General features: G+C 65.6%; 18 protein-coding genes, 3 tRNA genes and 1 pseudogene. 13 read left to right on the top strand and 9 right to left on the bottom strand.

Annotated elements, in window-relative coordinates; all coding sequences use genetic code 11:
• Positions 1-17 precede the first annotated feature (17 nt).
• The gene (hrpB, locus tag AC07NC_RS16040; protein ID WP_494570131.1) at positions 18-2453 is read right to left on the bottom strand and encodes an ATP-dependent helicase HrpB; all 2436 of its coding nucleotides are present in this window, start codon (positions 2451-2453) and stop codon (positions 18-20) included.
• 166 nt (positions 2454-2619) lie between these two features.
• Between hrpB and AC07NC_RS16035 the strand changes: the two genes are divergently transcribed.
• Complete coding sequence (locus AC07NC_RS16035) at positions 2620-4230, top strand: amino acid permease (RefSeq protein ID WP_492070645.1); 1611 nt, start codon at positions 2620-2622, stop codon at positions 4228-4230.
• 118 nt (positions 4231-4348) lie between these two features.
• Here the strand turns inward: AC07NC_RS16035 and AC07NC_RS16030 are convergent.
• The 3 genes from AC07NC_RS16030 to AC07NC_RS16020 form a co-directional block, all read right to left on the bottom strand.
• A tRNA-Leu gene (locus AC07NC_RS16030) sits at positions 4349-4433 on the bottom strand.
• A gap of 60 nt (positions 4434-4493) precedes the next feature.
• Positions 4494-4862, bottom strand: coding sequence for a hypothetical protein (locus AC07NC_RS16025; protein ID WP_008258840.1), 369 nt, complete (start codon positions 4860-4862; stop codon positions 4494-4496).
• Positions 4863-4944: 82 nt separating this feature from the next.
• Positions 4945-5460 (bottom strand): Dps family protein, encoded by a 516-nt coding sequence (locus AC07NC_RS16020; protein ID WP_197019716.1) that lies wholly within the window; start codon positions 5458-5460, stop codon positions 4945-4947.
• 179 nt (positions 5461-5639) lie between these two features.
• Between AC07NC_RS16020 and AC07NC_RS16015 the strand changes: the two genes are divergently transcribed.
• The 3 genes and pseudogenes from AC07NC_RS16015 to AC07NC_RS16005 form a co-directional block, all read left to right on the top strand.
• Positions 5640-6155: a chemotaxis protein CheD gene (locus tag AC07NC_RS16015; RefSeq protein WP_494570130.1), complete on the top strand. Its 516-nt coding sequence runs from the start codon at positions 5640-5642 to the stop codon at positions 6153-6155.
• 752 nt (positions 6156-6907) lie between these two features.
• Positions 6908-8866 (top strand): LamG-like jellyroll fold domain-containing protein, encoded by a 1959-nt coding sequence (locus AC07NC_RS16010; protein ID WP_494570129.1) that lies wholly within the window; start codon positions 6908-6910, stop codon positions 8864-8866.
• 158 nt (positions 8867-9024) lie between these two features.
• A pseudogene (locus AC07NC_RS16005) lies at positions 9025-9362 on the top strand (transposase); the annotation flags it as partial.
• Between the two features lie 147 nt (positions 9363-9509).
• Here the strand turns inward: AC07NC_RS16005 and AC07NC_RS16000 are convergent.
• From AC07NC_RS16000 to AC07NC_RS15990, 3 genes are read right to left on the bottom strand one after another with little or no spacing between them, the layout of a single operon-like run.
• On the bottom strand, positions 9510-10154 hold the full coding sequence (locus AC07NC_RS16000; protein WP_494570128.1) for a hypothetical protein: 645 nt from the start codon (positions 10152-10154) through the stop codon (positions 9510-9512).
• Entirely contained in the window at positions 10151-10324 is a 174-nt protein-coding gene (locus tag AC07NC_RS15995) for a hypothetical protein (RefSeq protein ID WP_494570127.1), read from the bottom strand. Before AC07NC_RS15995 ends, AC07NC_RS16000 begins: the two co-directional genes overlap by 4 nt.
• On the bottom strand, positions 10325-10609 hold the full coding sequence (locus AC07NC_RS15990; RefSeq protein ID WP_494570126.1) for a hypothetical protein: 285 nt from the start codon (positions 10607-10609) through the stop codon (positions 10325-10327).
• A gap of 325 nt (positions 10610-10934) precedes the next feature.
• On the opposite strand from AC07NC_RS15990, the gene AC07NC_RS15985 reads away from it, so the two are divergent.
• The 7 genes from AC07NC_RS15985 to AC07NC_RS15955 all read left to right on the top strand — a co-directional run bounded on the left by AC07NC_RS15985 (position 10935) and on the right by AC07NC_RS15955 (position 19053).
• Entirely contained in the window at positions 10935-11126 is a 192-nt protein-coding gene (locus tag AC07NC_RS15985; RefSeq protein ID WP_494570155.1) for a TonB-dependent receptor, read from the top strand.
• 323 nt (positions 11127-11449) lie between these two features.
• Positions 11450-15055 (top strand): hydantoinase B/oxoprolinase family protein, encoded by a 3606-nt coding sequence (locus AC07NC_RS15980; protein ID WP_494570125.1) that lies wholly within the window; start codon positions 11450-11452, stop codon positions 15053-15055.
• A gap of 53 nt (positions 15056-15108) precedes the next feature.
• Positions 15109-15852 (top strand): DUF969 domain-containing protein, encoded by a 744-nt coding sequence (locus AC07NC_RS15975; protein WP_494570124.1) that lies wholly within the window; start codon positions 15109-15111, stop codon positions 15850-15852.
• Positions 15849-16814 (top strand): DUF979 domain-containing protein, encoded by a 966-nt coding sequence (locus AC07NC_RS15970; RefSeq protein WP_494570123.1) that lies wholly within the window; start codon positions 15849-15851, stop codon positions 16812-16814. Before AC07NC_RS15975 ends, AC07NC_RS15970 begins: the two co-directional genes overlap by 4 nt.
• Positions 16815-16816: 2 nt before the next feature.
• Positions 16817-17863 carry a DUF2891 domain-containing protein gene (locus AC07NC_RS15965; protein WP_494570122.1) on the top strand — a complete coding sequence of 349 codons (1047 nt, stop codon included), beginning with the start codon at positions 16817-16819 and terminating at the stop codon, positions 17861-17863.
• A 239-nt stretch (positions 17864-18102) separates the two neighbouring features.
• Positions 18103-18522 (top strand): hypothetical protein, encoded by a 420-nt coding sequence (locus AC07NC_RS15960; protein WP_494570121.1) that lies wholly within the window; start codon positions 18103-18105, stop codon positions 18520-18522.
• Between the two features lie 33 nt (positions 18523-18555).
• Positions 18556-19053 carry a hypothetical protein gene (locus AC07NC_RS15955; RefSeq protein WP_494570120.1) on the top strand — a complete coding sequence of 166 codons (498 nt, stop codon included), beginning with the start codon at positions 18556-18558 and terminating at the stop codon, positions 19051-19053.
• Here AC07NC_RS15955 and AC07NC_RS15950 read toward each other — a convergent pair.
• A tRNA-Gln gene (locus AC07NC_RS15950) sits at positions 19026-19099 on the bottom strand. The two genes, AC07NC_RS15955 and AC07NC_RS15950, sit on opposite strands and share 28 nt — an antisense overlap.
• A 199-nt stretch (positions 19100-19298) precedes the next feature.
• Between AC07NC_RS15950 and AC07NC_RS15945 the strand changes: the two genes are divergently transcribed.
• Positions 19299-19375 (top strand) — tRNA-Pro (locus AC07NC_RS15945).
• A 70-nt stretch (positions 19376-19445) separates the two neighbouring features.
• On the opposite strand, the gene ilvC is transcribed toward AC07NC_RS15945, so the two are convergent.
• Complete coding sequence (gene ilvC / locus AC07NC_RS15940) at positions 19446-20480, bottom strand: ketol-acid reductoisomerase (RefSeq protein ID WP_494570119.1); 1035 nt, start codon at positions 20478-20480, stop codon at positions 19446-19448.
• Between ilvC and AC07NC_RS15935 the strand changes: the two genes are divergently transcribed.
• Positions 20479-21021, top strand: a complete 543-nt coding sequence (locus AC07NC_RS15935) for a DUF924 family protein (protein WP_494570118.1) — start codon at positions 20479-20481, stop codon at positions 21019-21021. The two genes, ilvC and AC07NC_RS15935, sit on opposite strands and share 2 nt — an antisense overlap.
• Positions 21022-21108: the final 87 nt, after the last annotated feature.

Below are 21108 nucleotides of genomic sequence, written 5' to 3'. Positions count from 1 at the left end.
ACGGTCAAGTCCGGCGCTCAGGTCCCGCGCGGCTTGACCCGGTTGGTCGGCTGGGCCTCGGCCGGGTTCTCGGGCCAGGGATGGCGCGGATAACGGCCCCGCATGTCCGACCGCACCCCCGCCCAGGACCCGGCCCAGAACCCCGGCAGATCCTTCGTCACCTGTACCGGCCGCCGCGCCGGAGACAGCAGCGACAGGGTCAGGGGAACCCGCCCGCCGCCGATGGTCGGATGGGTGACGACGCCGAACAGCTCCTGCACCCGGATCTCCACGCGCGGCCCGCCCTCGGCGCCATAGTCGATCGCCGCCGACCCGAGGGGCGTGTCCAGCCGATTGGGCGCCAACTCATCCAGCTTGCGCTGCAAATCCCAGGGAACCAGCCCCCGCAGCGCCTCGGCCAATCGACCGTCGCTGATCGTCTCCAGCGACTTCGCCCCATCCAACACCGGCCACAGCCAGTCCGCCCGCGCCTCCAGCAAGGCGGCGTCGGAAACATCCGGCCAGCTCGGATCCAGCCCGTGCAAAAAAGCCAGCCGCGCCCGCAGCCCCGTCGCCTGCTCGCCCCAACGCAGGGCGCCCAGCCCCTCGGCCTCGATCTCGGCGCGCAGGGCCGCCGTCATGGTCTTGGCGTCCGGCGCCCCGATCACCTTTTCATCCAGCACCAGGGCCCCGATGCGTCGCGCACGCCGGATCACCATCCGGCCGGACGGCTCCTTGACCAGCCGATCCTCGATCTCGATCAACCGACCCAGGTCCGCCTCGATCCGCGTCCCGTCCAGCGCCGCCGCCAGCCGCACCCGGTCGCGCGCCTCGCCGCCGCCCAACTCCGCCACCGCCAGCCAGGATTCGCGCGCCAGATGATCGGTCGCGTTCAGCACGGCCCCGCGCCCGCTGGCCAGCAACAGCTCGCCCGTCTTGCCGCGCGCCTTGGCGATGCGTTCGGGAAAGGCCTCGGCCAGCAACAGACCCGGCTCGACCGCCTCGCCCTGGCCGCCGCCCGCCGCCTTCGCCCACCGGTCGGCCAGTTTCAGCGCATCCCGCGCCCGGGGCGACCGATCCCGTTCCAGCCCGACCAGACGATCCGCCAGGTCCACGCCCGAGCCGCCCAGCCCCGGCTCGCTCAGCACCGCCGCGATCCGCGCGCCGGTCATGGCGTCCCCGGCGTCCGATGCGACAGCGACCATATGGGCCAGGCGCGGCGACAGGGGGATGCGCGTCAGACGTCGTCCATGATCCGACAGGCCGCCTTCGGCGTCCAGCGCCCCCAGACGGCTCAACACCTTGCGCGCCTCCGCCATGGCCCCGGCCGGGGGCGGATCCAGCAGGGCCAGTCCCTCGACCGACCGCGCGCCCCATCGCGCCAGGTCCAGCGCCAGACCGGTCAGGTCCGCCTCCTGGATTTCCGGCCGCTGATGCGGGACCAGACCCCGCGTCTGTTCCTCGTCCCACAGGCGATAGCAGACGCCCGGTTCGGTCCGCCCGGCCCGGCCCCGCCGTTGTTCCGCCGACGACCGGCTGACCCGCACAGTCGCCAACCGCGTCAGGCCGCTGGACGGCTCGAACCGGGGCACGCGCGACAGACCGCCGTCCAGCACCACCCGCACCCCGTCGATGGTCAGACTGGTCTCCGCCACCGAAGTCGCCAGCACCAGTTTGCGCCGCCCCTCCACCGCCGGTTCGATAGCCCGATCCTGCTCGACCCGGTCCAGCCCGCCGTACAGCGGAACCACATCGACATTCGGCAACCGCAGTCGCTCATTGACCAATCGCGCCACGCGGTGGATCTCCCCCTGCCCCGGCAGGAAGGCCAGAACCGACCCCGTCTCCTCGCCCAGGGCGGTCAGACAGGCCCGCGCCATCGCCTCTTCGAACCGTTCGGCCGGATTGCGCCCCAGATGGCGGGTCTCGACCGGATAGGCCCGGCCCTCCGCCTCGATCACCGGCGCGCCGTCCAGCAGTCTCGACACCCCCGCCACGTCCAGCGTCGCCGACATGACCAGCAGCCGCAGGTCCTCCCGCAGCACCCCTTGCGTCTCCCGCGCCAGGGCCAGCCCCAGGTCGGCGTCCAGGCTGCGCTCGTGGAATTCGTCGAACAGGACGGCGCCCACCCCCTCCAGACCGGGGTCGTCCAGGATCATCCGGGTGAAGACACCCTCGGTGATCACCTCGATCCGCGTCTTCGGTCCGATCCGGCTTTGCAGCCGGGTGCGATAGCCGACGGTCCCGCCCGCCGTCTCCCCCAGGGTGCTGGCCATCCGGTCCGCCGCCGCCCGTGCGGCGATACGGCGCGGCTCCAGCACCAGGATTCTCCCGCCGCCCAGCCAGGCCTGATCCAGCAGCGCCAGGGGCACGACCGTCGTCTTGCCGGCGCCCGGCGGCGCGGCCAGCACCGCCGTATTTCCACTCGCGAGGGCGGCCTGCAGGGGTTCGAGAACAGCGTGGATCGGCAACATCACCCGCCTCTAACCCGATGCGCCCCCGATGCGCCACCGATGCGCCGTGATCACGAAAGCGTCGTGAGGGCTTTACCGCCTCGTCATGCGCGTTGCGCGCCATTCGATCCGCCGCTAGCGTCCGCCCAACGCGGCCGAGGGGCCGCTGTAAACGTGGGGGTATTCTATGTGGCGCGTTAAGTCGCTCGACGCGATTCTGGCCACGGCCGAGAAGAAATCGCTTCATCGGTCGCTCGGACCTATTCAACTGACCTTGCTGGGCATCGGCGCCATCATCGGCACCGGCATCTTCGTGCTGACGGCCGCCGCCTCGCAAAAGGCCGGCCCCGGCATGATGGTCAGCTTCGTCATCGCCGGCGCGGTCTGCGCCGTCGCGGCGCTCTGCTATTCGGAACTGGCGGCCATGGCCCCGGTGTCGGGCTCGGCCTACACCTACACCTACGCCGTCATGGGTGAGCTTCTGGCCTGGTGCGTGGGCTGGGCTCTGATCCTGGAATACGCCGTGGCGGCCTCGGCCGTTTCGGTGGGCTGGTCCGGCTATGTCATGGGGCTGCTGGAGAACGGTTTAGGCTTCGACTGGCCTGACCTGTTCCAGGCGGGCCCGACCTGGGCCATGAACGGCTTCATCCCGACGCCTGACTTCTCGATGGGCATCATCAATATCCCGGCCATCATCGTCGCACTCGGCGTCACCGCCCTGCTGATGGTCGGCACCACGGAATCGGCCCGCGTCAACGCCGTCCTGGTGGCGATCAAGGTCGCCGCCCTGACCGTCTTCATCGTCCTGACCCTGCCGGTCATCAAGACGGCGAACTTCACGCCCTTCGCGCCCAATGGCCTGTTCGGCGCATCGTCGGGCATGGGCGTGGTCGGCGCCGCCGCTTCGATCTTCTTCGCCTATGTCGGTTTCGACGCGGTCTCCACCGCAGCGGAGGAAACCAAGAATCCCCAGCGCAACGTCCCCATCGGCCTGATCGGTTCGCTGGCGATCTGCACCATCTTCTATCTGCTGGTCGCCATCGGCGCGGTCGGCGCCATCGGGGCCCAACCGGTCGTCGGCGCGGCGGGTGAAGCCGTCCAACCCGGTTCGCCGGCCTTCGTCGCCGCCTGCGCCCTGGCTGAGAACGCCGACCGTCTGGTCTGTTCGAACGAAGCCCTGGCCCACGTCCTTCGCGAGATCAATTGGCCGATCGTCGGCAACGCTCTGGGCACCGCCGCCCTGCTGGCCCTGCCCTCGGTCATCCTGATGATGATCTATGGTCAGACCCGCATCTTCTTCGTGATGGCGCGCGACGGCCTGCTGCCGGAAGGCCTGACCAAGATCCACTCCAAGTGGAAGACGCCCTATATTGTGACCGCCTTCACCGGTATCGCGGTCGCCATCGCGGGCGCCCTGTTCCCTGTCGGTCAACTGGCCGACATATCCAACTCGGGCACGCTGTTCGCCTTCTTCATGGTGTCGATCGCCGTGCTGATCCTGCGGGTCAAGGAGCCCAACCGTAAGCGCCCGTTCAAGACGCCTTTGATCTGGCTGTTTGCTCCGCTCTCGGCCTTCGGCTGCGCCTTCCTGTTCTGGAACCTGCCGCACGACGCCAAGATGGTGCTGCCGATCTGGGGCGGCATCGGCCTGGTGATCTACATGCTGTACGGCTACCGCAAGAGCCACGTCGGCCGAGGCGTCTTCGACGTGCCGGAACTGTCCCCCGACGCGCCTCCCGGACCGGTCCCGCCCATGCCCGGCGCGCCCGCTCCCGGTTCCAAGGAAGAACGCGACTGACAGTCCGGGGCTGTCCAGGCGGCCCCGGAGCACCGTCCCCATCTCGCCTCAAGCAGCCCGAAGGGCGGTAGGCCCTGACAAAGAAAAGGCCCCGGAGCGATCCGGGGCCTTTTTGCTTTGGTGCGGATGAGAGGACTCGAACCTCCACGCCTTGCGGCGCTGGAACCTAAATCCAGTGCGTCTACCAGTTCCGCCACATCCGCTTGGGCAGGTGGTGGGCTCTAGAGGGCCGGACGTCGCCTGACAAGAGCCTCCAGCGGCCTTCAGCGGCGTCCGGCGACCAGTTCGTTGCGGATCGTCCGTCCCAGGGGATCGCGAGCCTGCCAGCTTTGACCGATGTCGGCCTCGACCATGCGGCTACAGAAGCGTGGCAGAATCTGGCGTGGCCGGAACCCGGTCAAACAGATCTTGTCGCCCTCCCGGCTCCAGCGCGCGCTCAACTGACGCCCGTCCGAGAACTGGGACACATAGCGGCCGTCCGGCTCGAAAAAATGCTTCACCCACTGGCCGTTGGGATAGTGAGACACGATGGTGTTGCCAAAGGCCTCCGCCATATCGGCCCGCGCCGGGGCCGTAGAGGCGACGACGACGCCCAGCGCCAGGCCGCAACCGATCAGGACCGTCCGCATCATCCCCTCCGCGTCTTTCCGACCAAATATTACCGATCGTTAAGACTTTGCAAGCCGGAGGGTTCCGGACGGTCCGTGCGTCGGATCAGACGTTGCCGCGGCGGCTCGATTCGAACAGGAACCAGACGCGCTTCTCGCTCTCGTCGATCCAGTTCTCCAGCAGGCTGGCGGTCGCCACGTCGTTGTGCTCGTCGCAAAGGTCGTGGACCTCGCGCATACGCCCGACCAGGTCGTTGTTGTCGTCCCGCAGTTCGGCCAGCATGTCGAGCGCATCCACGAACTCGGCGTCATTGTCGAGAACGCGCGATTCGCGGGCGATCTGACCGACAGAGCGCAGAGTGGTCCCGCCGATCTTGCGCGCCCGTTCGGCGATCAGATCGGTCATGGCCAGGATCTCGGCCGATTGTTCGTCCAGCATCAGGTGATAGTCGCGGAAATGCGGGCCGGACACGTGCCAGTGGAAATTCTTGGTCTTGATATAGAGAGCGAAGACATCCGCCAGCAGGGTCGTCAGAGCGGCGGAAATATCCCGCGTCGCGGCCTCCGACAGGCTGGTGGGGGTTTTCAACGGCGCCAGACGTTTCTCGTGGGCGGTGGCCATGGTCATTCTCCTCAGCTGAAGCACTGCTTAGCTAGGGAGCGTGAGGTCCCAGCGAAAGTCCCGGCGCCCTTCATTTTTACCGTTGCGTACATTGTCCGTATACCAATGTTCGCTACAGTCGAAATCTTGCGACTTCAGACACGACCCCGGACTGGGTCCAGATCCCGGCTCAGATCGTCATGAGATACAATATTTGCAGTCGCACCTGGGACCAGGGCGAGCGGCCCGTCCACCTTACCTCCATATCGCAGGGCCAATACAGCATCAGCGACGACCCGGACGCGGTGATCACGACGGTCCTCGGCTCGTGTGTCGCAGCCTGTATTCGCGATCCCAAGCGAGGCGTGGGCGGCATGAACCATTTCGTTCTCCCCGAATCTCCGACGCCGCTTTCGGAGCAGGACGACCCGTCGCGCTACGGCTCCTACCTCATGCAGCGTCTGGTCGACGACCTGCTGGAAGCCGGAGCCAATCCCCACTGTCTCGAAGCCATGGTGTTCGGCGGCGCCAGTCCCGGCGATTCGTTCTACAATGTGGGGGCGCACAATGTGGCCTTCGCCGAGGGTTTCCTCGCTGACCGGGGCATAGCGATCGTCGATTCGATCTGCGGCGGGCGTTCCGGATGCAAGGTGGAATACTGGCCGGCGTCCGGCAAACTGATCCATACGCCTTTGGGGCAAGACGGGAAGGCCTGAGCCGCCGCCCACAAGCTTCGCCGAGCTCTGCCCTAGCAGGAGCTGCCCCCTTAGTCCTGAACTAGCGGTGAGAGGAACGCGTGCACTCCGCTTAAATCCTTCGGGGCGGTGGCTGGGGAACGAGGACTCGAACTAGAATGACGGTACCAAAATCTGAAATTTCCCACGAGGAAATCGACACTTAGGGTGCAAAACTATGCCGCTCTCGCCCCCATAAAAACAACGACTTAGCCGAGTCCTGTAAAACCCCGATCTCGTTCATTGTGTCTGCTTGTCGCCGTTAGAGGAGGCGCTCTTGGCTTGGAGTGCCCACGCTACGAGATTGAGGGTCAGTTTGCCCATGCCAGCGCCTGGCAGGAACCTTTACCTGCGAACCTTCGGTCGGGGGCAGCCAGATCGTTGTGTCTCCGACTGACATCAGCCAGTCGATCGGTGCGGTCAGCTGGTCGCGAAGCTCACGACAGCCTTGCCTGGGTCCAGATCCACGCGCGCGATGTCGCCGACCTTGCGATCGGTATCCTCTTCGGAGCTGGCGGCGGCGGGTCTGCGCATTTCGCGACGGCGATGCCGCAGCGCTGACCTTCAGCGCGCGGAGCCTGTTGTCAGAGCCCTGACGTCACAACAGCGGGCAGCGTCCAACTCCCCATCGCCAATGCTCCGCCGTTGATTTCAAAGACTAGGTTGACGAGAAACGAGAACGCCCCCCTTCTCGGATAACGCGAGTCGATGGGAGACCGCGCTGGGGGCCAACAATGACCAATGCTCTACCGCCACAATACTGCCGGATCTCGAGCGTGGTCGAGCCGGGAAATACGCTCACGCTTGGGACGCCTTTTTCAGGCGCCTTGCCCACGGACTGGACTTGGTCCTGGGTCGGGACATCCATGGAGGGCCAGGCCACAGTTCTGAGTTGGGACAACGTGGGTGCCCTCGTCGTCAACAACGGCGCCATTGAGGTTCAGCTGGCGCCAGGTACGGTGCTGGACGGTAGTGACGCCCTGCTCCCAAGCAGCGAGGTTAGCGTTGTGGTCGCTAACGCCGGGGCCGGCGCCCAAAAAGTCGCTGTCTACATTGATGCCGGCGCTGAAGTCGCGTCAACGACAATGCACAAGACTGAAACCGCAGCCGCGCCAGGCGCGCTCGTCGTGAACCATTCCAATATCGACAGCGTCCGGGTGTTCAACTCGGCCATCGATCCAACGACGGCCGACCAATTCTGGCTCGATGAACCCGGTTCGCCGCTGCCAGCTTCGCTCGCGGCGGCCTACGACTTCTTCACCGTGCCACCTTGGGACCGCGTTGCGGGTCAAGCGATCCCCGGAACACTAACGCAGACCATGCTGACGACTGGTCGCATCTGGCCTGGCACGGGCGGCGAAATAGTTTCCACCAAGAACTTCCAGCCCGGCGCTGGTGGCGCGGGACTGACCGTCCAAGCTTGGGTCCGCTGGGCAGGCGACGTCCAAGCTGATTTTGTGATCGCAAGTTTCAGCGGAAGCAGCACCATCAAATTCCTTTGGACCCAAGATGGCCACCTCCGGCTCTCGGCCAATGGCACGAACGTCGATGCCCCGACCGGGGGGGCCGTTTCCGGGGTCTGGATGAATGTGGCGGCGATGATCGGCCCGAGCATCGTTGCCATTCTAATCAATGGTGTGCCCGTGGTTTCCCAAAAACTCACCGTCGATACCAGCAACATCACGGGCGCCCAATTCGGGGGGTGGAGTTCGGCCACCTCAACAGGTGGAGCCCAGACCTCGATCCAAACCATCGGCTTCTACAACGGCGCCCTTACACCGACTGACGTCAAAACTTTCATGTACTCGCGCTCGGTCGGAGATCCGCGTTGCATCGGCCTGTTCCGACTGACGACAGGGAACATCCCCTTCAACCTGATTACGGGCGACAACGTCACGGCGGACTCAGGGGGCCAACGAATGCAATTCTGGGAGGATTGCTCTTCCTACAGTTTCCCATCACCTGCCATCGCGCGAGACGCCGCACCCGCGGTGGAGTTGGCCCGGCCGACGAAGGAGGAGATTCACGCTTTCTTGGTCGAGGCTTCCGCCAATGCCGAACAGGGCAATGAGCAACAGCAGCTCACCAATCAGCTGACGCGGGACTTGAGGGTTCTTCCGACTGGAGAACTAGTGCTTGTTGGCTGTGTCGTGGATGGAGCTAACGGCGGTTTGGCCTTGGTTACATCGCGCGGCCTAGTAGCGTTCCGCGGGCTCACGTTCCCAAGCGATGCAGCATGCAACAAATGGATCGCCAAACTGCTGTACACACTCATCACGGGGTTTGCAGCAATGCTGGGGCACTTCCGGACAAGCAGCCCGGCCCGAACCGCCTGGGTCGAAAACTTCATGGAGAACTCGCAGCGTGTCCAAGACCTTGTTGACTGGCTCGAAACCATCGCTCACCGACCGGTGACTGAAACAGATGTTCTCAAGGGGCTAAAGATCATGTGGGCCTCCGCCTCGTTCGCCTACTCGCTATGGGATCTTCTGGATGGCGAGGATTATTACGACGGCGAACGTGCGGCGCTCTCGTTGCTATCGATCGGTGCTTCGTACGTGGCGGGTGAGGCGCCATCACGTTCGCGTTGGTGGACAGCGGTGATTCTCCAGTTGGGGTCTACTGCAGCCAATGTGACCGCACTCTTGAAAACCCGTCCCGCCGGCTGTCCGAGCGCGCAGTGTGGGTGCTGACCGCCAAGCCACTATGGCTAAGGTCTTGAGGGATCAACGATCCGGTAAACGGGCCAACTTGGCAGGACCGGGAATCCGTCCTGGCCCGGCGCCTCTCAGGCTCAGCCCCCATTGATCCGAGGGAGATGATCTGATTCAGGCTCCTGAAGAGTCTGGACATGAGTGACCTGTATTGGCTGACGGACGAGCAGATGGCCCGGCTGGCGCCCTATTTCCCGAAGAGCCACGGCAAGCCCCGGGTGGATAACCGCCGCGTGCTGAGCGGGATCATTTTCGTCAACCGCAACGGCTTGCGCAGGCGTGATGCGCCGGCGGCCTATGGTGGGCCACACAAGACCCTACAATCGCTGGAAGCGATGGAGCGAGGCTGGCGTCTTCATGCGGATGATGGAGGGCCTGTCCGGGGCTCAGACCGAACGCCCACCATCATGATCGATGCGACCTATCTCAAGGCGCACCGACGGCTTCGAGCCTGCGGGTAAAAAGGGGGCCTCGAATGAATGTTGCCAGACCGACATTCCCAGTGACTTTAGTTTCTGAATATCCATCAGAATCTCTTCTAATATAAGCGTCCATAGACAGTAAATCTAATAGCAATACCTGCGTATATCTATCTCACAAAATCGCTTGACTTTAGCTTCGATTACTCAGGAGAGCGATGCAAATTCACACTACCCGTTATAACTCCTATCCATGGTAGAAATTTTTCGACTTGACCTGAAGATGGACGGGACCTGGTCGCCCTCAAGACTACTTCGCGCAATTCCACACCAGGCAATATATTACCTAGTTCTTCTGCTCGAAAATAAAGAGATGAGCTCGGCTTGTTTAAGTCAGAGAACTGAGCCAGAAGAGGAAATTCATGTCCCAACAACGTATATGACACGTCGCCGTTCGAGAATTCCTCATAGGCACGATTTCTGCCATCAGACTCCCATCTAGGGACGCCCTCGCGGTTCTCGATTACCAACTCCGGCCCGATCAGCCGTCGATCATAACGTGCGTCGTTCACCAATAACATGAACAGGGGGGAGCGGCCGGGAAGCTCTAGAATGCCCGCCTCGCCCTGGAACTCCTTAATGGTGGAGCCTTCGAATCTAAACCAATTAGGATAGGTTCCCCGCACTGAACGACGAGCGACCGAGACGCTGTGCTGAATGCCGTCGATAACGAAGCGGTGCTCAACTTCGAACCGCATCTCGTACCTTGGACGACACGCGCCCAGCCCGAGTGCGGCAGCCCCCAAACCTGCAAAGACCACTCGGCGATCCCAGTCGTGCGCCATCACGTTTCGCCGCTCCACGCAACGATGTCATTGTGATCGCCACAATCGATCAGATTGCCCATCCCGGTGTCATTGAGGCCGCGTATACCGGCCGCGCCTGGGGCGCCGGTTGTCTGCGCGCCACGATTGTAGACGTCCATTGACAGCAGGCTGAGCAGAACTTTGCGGTCCATCTACCAATTCCTTGAAAATGATGGTGCTGAGAATCCGATGCCGTCTGGCGAGTAGGCGCCTCGCCCTCTTTGGGTCGTCCACGGCATGATTTCCTCGACCTGCCCGATGTCGAGCGGCTCGTCGGTGACCTGAACCGTGCATCGCCCCCAGGTCAGGCCGGGGAACGGCTTGGGCAGTTCTTCCGGCAGAATGATTACCCCGCTGCCCGGAACACGGGGCGTCCAAAACAGCGCCAGGAATTGCTCCTGTTGCTGGAGCGGCACATTACTTATGTCACCGGACACCGACGTTCTGTCGCGCGAAGGTTGTATTTCACACTCGAAATATGTTGTGGATAACGACCTGATGTCGCGACTAGAGGCACATCCAATCGCATGAACAGCCTCTGGAACCGCTTCGGATTTCCAGAACTAGTTGCAGTGCCCCCACGCGGATATCGGGCGTCCGACGGGAATAGACATATCGCCGCAACCGTCACAAATAGAGGGCGGCGGGTTCCGGAACGGATAGGCGCTGATCTTGAGCCGGAGGACGCAGAGCGTCGGCGGCGATCAGGGCTGCCCCCCCGGCTTCCGTACAGAAGTTCCAGGCCCGCCCCCTTCTCACTTGGTGGATGCCTCGGGGGCGATCAGCCCGGTCCGTACCGCCACGGCGACCGCTTCGATCGGCCAGACCCGCAATCCCAAGATCGGTCTGATCTACAGTCCCACGCCCGACCTGCTGTTGCGCGCCAGCTACGGCGCCTCGTTCCGCGCCCCCGCGCTGCGCGAACTGAACAGCGCCTATAGCCTCGGGCCCTGACCGAAGCGATCTCGCATATCGCCGAACTCGCAAGGCCCGCGCGGTTCGCGTTGGATCGTCGTCGGTGGAGCAGACGAGGCGAACCGCCGACGCCGCTCTATGGGGCGGACAGTGCGTCCGCCTGCTCAGAGTGGCGTCGAAAACAATGGGGCTTGACCGACGGATGAAAGGCTGCCCAGCCCTGATCTGGGCGCGGCTGATGGCGTCACCAAGAGGCTTGGCGTGGGTTTCCGGATCAGGACGGGTCAAGGCCGCTGCCTCTGCGGCGCCGTTGCCCCCTCACGTGCTGGCTTCATCCGGTGCGTTCGCCGTAAAAGCGCTTCATGACCAAGTCGACGAAGCGTTGGAGATTCTGGATCGACCGGGGCGGCACCTTCACCGACGTGGTGGCCCGCGCGCCCAATGGCGCGCTCCAGACGCGCAAGCTGCTGTCGGTCAATCCGGAACACTATGCCGACGCCGCCGTCGAAGGGATTCGACGCATCCTCGATGTCGAGTCCGGGCCTCTGCCGCCCGGTCTGGTCGATGATGTGCGGATGGGCACGACGGTCGCGACCAATGCCCTCCTGGAACGCAAGGGCGAGCCGACCGTGCTGGCGATCACTGCGGGCTTCGGCGACGCCCTGCGCGTCGGCTGGCAGGCGCGGCCCGACCTGTTCGTGCGCAACATCGTCCTGAACGACCAGTTGTATGATCGGGTCGTCGAGATCGGCGAAAGGGTCAGGGCGGACGGGGCCGTGGATCGTCATCTGGACGAGAATCGGGCACGGGTCGATCTGGCCGCCGCCCACGCTGCAGGCCTGCGGGCCGTGGCCATCGTCCTCGTGCACGGCTGGCGTTTCCCCGACCACGAAAAACGGTTGGCCGAGATCGCGCGCGACGTCGGTTTCGATCAGGTCTCGGTCAGCCACGAGGTCGGCGCCCTGATCAAGCTGATCGGGCGCGGCGACACCACCGTCGCCGACGCCTATCTGTCGCCGATCCTGCGCGCCTATGTGGAGCGGGTCGGCGCCGACCTGGGCCCGGCGACGCCGCTTCAGTTCATGCAGTCGTCGGGCGGACTGACGGCGGCCGACGCCTTTCGGGGAAAGGATGCGATCCTGTCCGGACCGGCCGGCGGCGTGGTGGCCATGGCGGAGACGGCCAAGGCGGCCGGGTTTAACCGCGCCATCGGTTTCGATATGGGCGGCACCTCCACCGACGTCTCTCACTTCGCCGGGGAGTATGAGCGGACCTCGGACGCCGTGGTCGCCGGGGTGCGGCTGCGCGCGCCGATGCTCAGCATCCATACGGTCGCCGCGGGCGGCGGTTCGATCTGTCGGTTCGAGGGCGGGCGGATGCGGGTCGGGCCGCAATCGGCCGGCGCCGTACCGGGTCCGGCCGCCTATCGGCGCGGCGGTCCCCTGACGGTGACCGACTGCAACCTGATGCTGGGCAAGCTCAACCCGGACTTCTTCCCCGCCGTCTTCGGGCCGAACGCCGACCAGCCGCTGGACGCCGAGGCCGTACGCCTCCACTTCGGCGCCCTGGTCGCCGAGGTCGAGGCTGCGACCGGACGCGCCACCACGCCAGGCGAGTTGGCCGAGGGCTTCGTCACCATTGCCGTCCAGAACATGGCCGAGGCGATCCGCTCGATCTCGATCCAGCGCGGCTACGACGTGACCCGCTATGTGCTGAACTGTTTTGGCGGCGCCGGCGGGCAGCACGCTTGCCTGGTCGCCGACGCCCTGGGCATGACCAAGGTGCTGCTGCATCCGTTCGCGGGCGTGCTCTCCGCCTACGGCATGGGCCTGGCCGAGGTGCGCGCCATACGCCAGGCGACCGAGGCCGCCCCGCTTGATTCCGCCCGCGATCCGGCCTTGGCCGACCGCATCGCCGGACTCGCCGCCGCTGCCCAGGCGGACCTGGAAGCCCAGGATTTCGCAGCCCGCGCCGTCTCGACCGTCGCGCGGGCAGAGATCAAATTCGCTGGATCCGACACGCCGCTCGTCGTGCCCTTCGGTCCCGCCGATGCGATGGCCGAGGCGTTCGAAACCCTCCATCGCCGCCGCTTCGGCTTCTACGCCGAGGACAAGGCCCTGATTGTCGAGACCCTGGAAGTGGAGGCCATCGGCCATTCGGACCAGGCGCCGTCGAGGCCGACCCTAGCCACCGCAACCGGATCATTGGAGACCGTCGCCGAACTGACCGTCCGCATGGCCGGCCGCGACCGCCCCACCCCCGTCTATCGTCGCGATGGCCTGACGCCGGGCCTAGCCGTCGATGGGCCGGCCATCCTGCTGGAAGACACCGGCACCATAGTGGTCGAGCCCGGCTGGCGCGCAACGATCGACGTCCAGGCCAATCTGCTGCTGGAGCGGGTCGTCCCCCTGCCCGCTCGCACGGCCATCGGCACGGATGTCGATCCGATCATGCTGGAGGTGTTCAACAGCCGTTTCATGGCCTGCGCCGAACAGATGGGTGAAGCCCTGCGCGCCACGGCCTATTCGGTGAACATCAAGGAGCGTCTGGACTTCTCCTGCGCCATATTCGACGCGACCGGCGCCCTGATCGCCAACGCCCCGCACATCCCGGTCCACCTGGGCTCGATGGGCGAGAGCATCCGCACCGTCATCGCATCGCGCGGAGGCGGCGGCATGAAGCGCGGCGACGTCTACATGCTGAACGCCCCCTACAACGGCGGCACCCACCTGCCCGACATCACCGTCATCATGCCCGTCTTCCTGGACGAGGACACCGCTCCAGCCTTCTTCGTCGCCGCACGCGGACATCACGCCGACGTGGGCGGAACCACGCCGGGCTCCATGCCCGCCTCGTCGCGGACGGTGGACGACGAGGGCGTTCTGATCGACGACTTCCTACTGGTCGATGCGGGCCGACTACGCGAGGCGGAGACGCGCGCCCTGTTCGCCTCGGGCCGTCATCCTTCGCGCAACATCGATCAGAACCTGGCCGACCTGAAGGCCCAGGTCGCCTCCTGCACGCGCGGCGCCGACGAACTGGTCCGCATGACCGCCGAGTTCGGCCGCCCGGTGGTCACGGCCTATATGGGCCATATCCAGGACAATGCCGAAGAGGCCGTGCGGCGCGCCATCGCCGCCCTGAAACCCGGCGCCTTCGCCTATGAGATGGACGACGGCGCCGTCATTCGCGTCCGCATCGACGTGGATGCTCAGGCTCGCAGCGCCGTGGTCGATTTCACAGGCACCAGCGAACAGAGGCCGACCAATTTCAACGCGCCGCTGTCCATCACCCGGGCGGCGACCCTCTATGTCTTCCGCACCCTGGTGGACGACGCCATTCCGCTGAACGAGGGCTGCCTGAAGCCGATCAAGCTGATCGTGCCGGAGGGATCGATGCTGAATCCCCGTTATCCGGCCGCCGTGGTCGCGGGCAACGTCGAGACCAGCCAAGCGGTGGTGGACACCCTGTACGGCGCTCTGGGCGTGCTGGCCGCCAGCCAGGGTACGATGAACAACTTCACCTTCGGCGACGATGCGCGGCAGTATTACGAGACCATCGCCGGAGGGGCCGGCGCGGGCCCGGGTTTCGACGGGACGAGCGCGGTCCAGACCCATATGACCAACAGCCGCCTGACCGATCCCGAGGTGCTGGAGACCCGTTTTCCGGTCCTGCTGGAGGAATTCTCCATCCGGCGCGGCTCCGGCGGCGTCGGGCGTTGGCGAGGCGGAGACGGGGCGGTGCGCCGAATCCGCTTCCTGGAGCCGATGACCGCCGCCATCCTGTCGAACCGCCGGCGCGTCCCCCCCTTCGGCGCGGACGGCGGCGGACCCGGCGCGACGGGCGTCAACCGAATCGAGAGGGTGGATGGAACTGTCGATCCTCTGACTTCGACGGCCGAAGTCTCGATGTCGCCCGGGGACGTCTTCGTCATCGAGACGCCGGGCGGCGGCGGCTTCGGCGAATGAGGCTTCCTGAGCCGACCGAACCGCGCAATCCTTTGTCCGGAGGGGGATGAACCATGCTGGTGCTTTTGGGGATTGCGGTGGTGGTCGCGGGCTTCGTCGCCCGGATCAACCCGCTGGTGGTCATTCTGGTCGCGGCGATCACGACCGGGGTTCTGGCCGCGGTCGGACCGGGCGTCGACGCCCGCGCCCTGCTGACGGCGGCGATCAACACCATCAGCCGGTTCGGCGAGGCGTTCAACGATAACCGCTATTTCCACATCACCTGGCTGGTCCTGCCGGTGATCGGTCTCCTGGAACGGGTCGGCTTGCAGGCGCGGGCCCGCGATCTGGTGACCCAGGTCAGGGCCGCGACCGCCGGGCGGCTGATGCTGATCTATCTGGTGGTGCGCCAGACGACGGCCGCCTTGGGCCTCACCTCGCTGGGCGGCCATCCGCAGATGGTCCGCCCCCTGATCGCCCCGATGGCCGAGGGCGCGGCCGAGACCGAACACGGCCCCCTGACGAACAAGGCCCGTTTCCGCATCCGCGGCATGGCGGCCGCCACCGACAATATCGGCCTGTTCTTCGGCGAGGACATCTTCATCGCCATCGGCTCCATCGTCCTGATCGTCGGCTTCCTCGAACAGGCCGGGGTGCGGGTCGAGGCCCTGCATGTCTCGCTGTGGGCGATCCCCACCGCCGTCGTCGCTCTGGTGGTCCACGGCGCGCGCCTGCTTATGTTCGACCGACAGGTGAGGAAGGACATGGCTGTCCCCGATCCGGTCGCGGATGTGGATCAGACAGGGGGCGGTCGATGATCACTCTCGAACACGCCTATGTCGCGACCGGCCTGATGTTCGCGGCCTTCTCGATCCTCAGCCTGCGCGATCCGCTGAACCCGACCCGGTTCCGTAGCGCCCTATTCTGGGGCCTGATCGCCCTCTCCCTGCTGTTCGGTTCGTGGCTGGGCGGCCTTGGAAACGGATTGCTGGTGATCGCGCTCGTCGTGATCAGCGCGGCGGGCAAACTGGGCGTCGGCAACCCCGTCACCACCACCGGCGCACAGCGTAAAGCCGGCGCTTCGCGCTGGAGGAACGCCTTGTTCGTGCCCGCTCTCATGGTGCCCCTAGTCGCCGTCGGCGGGACATTGCTCGCCAAATACACGCCCGCCGGGGCCTGGCTGGTCTCGCCGGTGCAGACCACTCTGATCTCGCTGGGCCTGGGCTGCGTCGTCGCGCTGATCGCCGCCATGGTCTGGTTCCGGCCCCCGGTCATGGCTCCGGTGCAGGAAGGGCGTCGCCTGATGGACTCGATCGGCTGGGCCGCGCTCCTGCCACAGATGCTGGCCTCGCTGGGCGCGGTCTTCCTGGCCGCCGACGTGGGCCAGGTGGTCGGCGACCTGATCGCGCGGATCCTGCCCATGACCTCGGCCTTCCTGGCGGTCTTCGCCTATTGCGCCGGCATGGCCCTGTTCACCGTCATCATGGGCAACGCCTTCGCCGCCTTCCCGGTGATGACCGCCGCCATCGGCCTGCCGATTGTGGTCAACCAGTTCGGCGGCGATCCGTCCATCGTCTGCGCCATCGGCATGCTGGCCGGCTTCTGCGGCACCCTGATGACCCCCATGGCGGCCAACTTCAACGTCGTGCCGGCGAACCTGCTGGAACTGCCCGATCGCAACGCCCCCCTGAACGGCGTCATCCGCGCGCAGCTGCCCACCGCCGCCATCATGCTCGTGGCCAATATGCTGCTGATGTATCTTCTCGCCTTCCGGTTCTGATCATGACGCACAGCCTCGACGCCGCCCTCGCCTCCCGCTTTGCTGCGACGGCCTTGGGCCATGTGACACGCGAGTATCCGAACCACATCATGCATGTGCTGACCGGACCGCAGGACGCCCGCACCCCGCGCGACATGCACCCGATCTTCTTCGGCAGTTTCGACTGGCACTCGTGCGTCCACGGCTGGTGGACCCTGTTCACCCTCTATCGTCTGTATCCAGACGTGGCCGAGGCCGACCAAATCCGCGCGACGGCCGAGGCCCTGTTCACGCCGGACCATGTCGCAGGCGAAGCCGCCTATCTGGCCCGACCTGAGGCGCGCGGGTTCGAACGTCCTTATGGCTGGGCCTGGCTGTTGATGCTGAGCGCCGAACTCGGCCGCCACGAGACTGAAGAGGGCCGGCGCTGGTTCGAGACCCTGCGGCCCTTGGCCAGGGTCTTCGCCGACCGGTTCAGGGCTTTCCTTCCGTTAGCGGATTACCCCGTCCGCGTCGGAACCCATTACAACACCGCCTTCGCTCTTAGATTGACCCTCGACTACGCCGACGCCCACGACCCCGATCTGGCGCAGGTCTGCCGCGACGCCGCCCTGCGCTGGCATGCCCATGACCGCGACTGCCAGGCTTGGGAGCCGTCCCAGGACGAGTTCCTGTCCCCGGCCCTGATGGAGGCGGAGCTCATGCGACGTGTCCTGCCGCTCGTAGATTATCGAATCTGGTTCAACGCTTTCCTGCCCCGCCTGGGAGACGGCCAGCCCGCCACACTGCTGTCGCCCGCCCGCGTCAGCGACCGCACCGACGGCAAGATCGCCCATCTCGACGGCTTGAACCTGAGCCGCGGTTGGTGTTGGCGCGCCATTGGAGCGGCCTTGCCGATGGGTCATCCCCTTGCCCCGGTCGCCCTCCGTGCGTCGGCCGATCATCTGGCGGTCGCCCTGCCCCACGTCACGGGCGACTACATGGGCGAGCACTGGCTGGCCAGCTTCGCCCTGCTGGCTCTGCAGTCGCCGGATGCCGGGTCCTATCGCAATAGGCCGCGCGGCTCATAGGCCGAAGTCGCCAATTGGTTTTGGTCCTTGCGACTTCGTCGAGAGGCCCCCCGTAGCCTTGCGATGCAGAGATTGCAGGTTGGCGTCGAACTGCGGTTCGGGTTCGATCTCCATTGTTGTTTGCCCCGGCCGCCGAGGGAGAGGCCAATGACCGAACCGCGCCTTCTGACCGAGCGCGAAGCCGACGCTCTTTGGGCTCATCACCCGCAATCTCGACCTGATGTCGAAGGATCGCAGCCTTGCTGCCACGCACCAAGGTCGATCGACGCAAACACCTGGATATCGTCAGGACGGAACTGGGAGACCTGACGCTCACGGCCATCACGGCGCCTAAGGCGCGTCTTTTCCTCCTGACTTGGCGCGACAAGCGCGCAGACACGCCCAAGACGGCCGACGAACGGCTCGGGGCCCTGTCGCTTGTTTTGAACTGGGCGGTGAACCGGGGGGAACTGGCGACCAATCCGGTTGCGAACTTCCCGCGCATCTACAAGGTCAATCGCGCCGACATCATCTGGGAGCCCCATCACCTCGCCACGATCCTGAACCACGCGAATCCGCCGGTCGTCGCCGCGATTCGCCTGGCGGCTGTCACGGGCCTGCGAAAGAATGATCTGATCGTCCTGCCGTGGTCGACGGTGAAGGAGAATGCGATCGTCTAGCAGACCGGCAAGAGCCGGGGCCGAAAGTGTGTCGTGCTGCCGATTACCGACGCCGTTCGAGAGGTGCTGAACATCTTGCCCCGGGGCGACTGCCCGACCGTCCTGGCGACCTCTGAAGGGGAGCCCTGGGCCCCGCCGGGGCGCGGCCTGGACAGCGGCGTCCAACGCGCCCGAGATCAGGCCGACGCCGCAGCCAAGATGCGAGGCGGCGCCCAGGCCACGGCCGGCCTGGAAGGCCTCCGCTTCCACGACCTCCGCGGCGCCGCGGCGACCAACTACATTCTGGTCGGATTGCCGCTCGACGACATCGCCACGATTCTCGGCTGGGAGCTCAAGCGCGTGAAGGAGATCGCCCGCCGTTACGTCACCGTCGAAGCCATCGGATTGGGCATGATCGCGCGGCTTCAGGAGACCAAGAACATAAGGGCAACTGTAAAACCCTCTGTAAAACCCGCTCAGAAAACCGCCCGCGGGCGGCTGAAAGAGGATCCCGTGAGGGCGGATGGCTGGGGAACTAGGACTCGAACCTAGAATGACGGTACCAAAAACCGGAGTGTTACCATTACACCATTCCCCAGCAGGTCCGGCGACCGCAGCGCTCTCGCGCGGCGGAGGCGGTCAGATAGGCCAAACCGTTTTCGGATGCAACACCCTCTTTCAGGACTATTTTCGCCCCGTGCGAAGAAGGTCGAAATGGATGCTTGCGGGGTCCGAAACCCATGGCTATAAGCCGCGTCCTCACTTCGGGGCGACGCCGCCAGGCCAGCCCCCACGGTCGGAGTGTGGCTCAGCCTGGTAGAGCACTGCGTTCGGGACGCAGGGGTCGGAGGTTCGAATCCTCTCACTCCGACCATCTTCTCTTTTGACATCGACGGCAGGACGGCGGGTTTCAGACCCGCCGCCTCCCCCCGCGCGGCCAGACGTCAGTCGTCGTTCGCCGCCGACTCCCGAGCCTTGCGCGCCACTTCGTTCAGATGCGCCCCCACCGACTCGATCGGCCGCCGGCCCAGGGCGCTGCGCCGCGCCAGCAGGTCGGGCGAGCCGGCGTCGTAATCCGCCATCAGGGCGCGCACGAACCCGCCGCCCTGCACCTCGGCCAGCACCTGGTCCATCGCCGCGCGCGAGGCGGCGTTGATGATGCGCGGCCCGGTCAGATAGGCCCCGTACTCCGCCGTATTGGAGATCTTGGCGAAGGCGCCGGCTATGCCGCGTTCGTACATCAGGTCGGTGACCAGCTTGGTCTCGTAGAAACACTCGAACCAGGCCACCTCGGGCGGATAGCCGGCCTCGACCAGTTTCATGAAGGCCGAATCGATCAGTTCGGCGATGCCGCCGCACAGCACCACCTGTTCGCCGAACAGATCGCTCTCGCACTCGTCCTTCATCGTCGTCTCGAGGATGCCCTTGCGCCCGCACCCCAGCGCAGCCGCATAGGACAGGCCCAGGGCGTGGGCGCCGCCGGTGGCGTCCTGATGCACCCCAAACAGGCAGAAGACCCCCTCCCCGGCCTCGTACAGGTCGCGGATGCGGGGCCCGATCCCCTTGGGCGAGGCCAGGATGACGTCCAGGTCGGCGCGCGGCTCCACCAGGCCGAACCGCACCGACAGGCCGTGGGCGAAGACCAGGGCCGCCCCTGGCCGCACGTTCGGCGCCAGTTCGTCGCGCCACAGGTCGCGGTGCGCCTCGTCCGAGGTCATGACGGCGACGACATCCGCGCCCGCCGCCGCTTCGCCCGCGGTCATCACGGCGAATCCGTCGGCCTTGGCCCGTTCCCGCGTCTTCGACCCGGCCTTCAGCCCCACGACGATGTCGGTCACGCCCGAATCGCGCAGGTTCAGCGCATGGGTCCGCCCCTGGCTGCCATAGCCGATCATGGCCACGCGCTTGCCGCGAATGATCGAAAGGTCGCAGTCGCGGTCATGGAAGACGGGCAACGGATTGGATAGGATCTGGCTCATGACCGCCTTCATAGCCCCATCCGACGTCGTCGCCTTCTGGAAAGCGGCCGGCCCCGACAAGTGGTTCGCCAAGGACGAGGCCTTCGACGCCGCGTTTCGCTCGCGGGGCCATGATCTGCACCTGTCCGCCGCCCGGCGCGAGCGCGACGACTGGATCGCTGCGCCCGAGACCGCCCTCGCCCTGCTGATCCTGCTGGACCAGTATCCGAGGAACAGTTTCCGCGGCACGGCGCATCAGTTCGCCACCGATCCTCTGGCCCTGATGTTCGCGAACCAGGCCGTGGCGCGCGGCCACCATCTCCAGGTCGCGCCGGAACTGAAGAACTTCCTCCTCCTCCCGTTCGAACATTCCGAACGGCTTGAGGATCAGGACCGCTACATGGCCCTGATCGCCGGCGACGCCGAACTCGAGAAATGGGGCCGCCTCCACCGCGACATCATCGTCCGCTTCGGCCGCTTCCCCCACCGCAACCCCGCCCTGGGCCGCGCCAGCACGCCCGAGGAACAGGCCTTCCTCGACGACGGCGGCTTCGGCGGCTGACGTCTCACCTCCCCGTTCGCGCAGGCGAACGGGGAGCAACCATGTCAGTTGATCACGGGCGTCCAGGGCTGATCACGCTTGAGGACG

It is taken from the genome of Brevundimonas sp. GW821-FHT10A07 (assembly GCF_059415785.1).
Note: the sequence above shows the minus strand (reverse complement) of the source record. Positions and strands in the feature narration are given on the sequence as shown.

Bases quoted from the DNA above. Each gene is read 5' to 3' on its own strand.
- hrpB (WP_494570131.1), bottom strand. From the start codon at position 2,453: ATGTTGCCGATCCACGCTGTTCTCGAACCCCTGCAGGCCGCCCTCGCG.
- AC07NC_RS16035 (WP_492070645.1), top strand. From the start codon at position 2,620: ATGTGGCGCGTTAAGTCGCTCGACGCGATTCTGGCCACGGCCGAGAAG.
- AC07NC_RS16025 (WP_008258840.1), bottom strand. From the start codon at position 4,862: ATGATGCGGACGGTCCTGATCGGTTGCGGCCTGGCGCTGGGCGTCGTC.
- AC07NC_RS16020 (WP_197019716.1), bottom strand. From the start codon at position 5,460: ATGGCCACCGCCCACGAGAAACGTCTGGCGCCGTTGAAAACCCCCACC.
- AC07NC_RS16015 (WP_494570130.1), top strand. From the start codon at position 5,640: ATGAGATACAATATTTGCAGTCGCACCTGGGACCAGGGCGAGCGGCCC.
- AC07NC_RS16010 (WP_494570129.1), top strand. From the start codon at position 6,908: ATGACCAATGCTCTACCGCCACAATACTGCCGGATCTCGAGCGTGGTC.
- AC07NC_RS15995 (WP_494570127.1), bottom strand. From the start codon at position 10,324: ATGGACCGCAAAGTTCTGCTCAGCCTGCTGTCAATGGACGTCTACAAT.
- AC07NC_RS15980 (WP_494570125.1), top strand. From the start codon at position 11,450: ATGACCAAGTCGACGAAGCGTTGGAGATTCTGGATCGACCGGGGCGGC.
- AC07NC_RS15975 (WP_494570124.1), top strand. From the start codon at position 15,109: ATGCTGGTGCTTTTGGGGATTGCGGTGGTGGTCGCGGGCTTCGTCGCC.
- AC07NC_RS15970 (WP_494570123.1), top strand. From the start codon at position 15,849: ATGATCACTCTCGAACACGCCTATGTCGCGACCGGCCTGATGTTCGCG.
- AC07NC_RS15965 (WP_494570122.1), top strand. From the start codon at position 16,817: ATGACGCACAGCCTCGACGCCGCCCTCGCCTCCCGCTTTGCTGCGACG.
- AC07NC_RS15935 (WP_494570118.1), top strand. From the start codon at position 20,479: ATGACCGCCTTCATAGCCCCATCCGACGTCGTCGCCTTCTGGAAAGCG.
- ilvC (WP_494570119.1), bottom strand. From the start codon at position 20,480: ATGAGCCAGATCCTATCCAATCCGTTGCCCGTCTTCCATGACCGCGAC.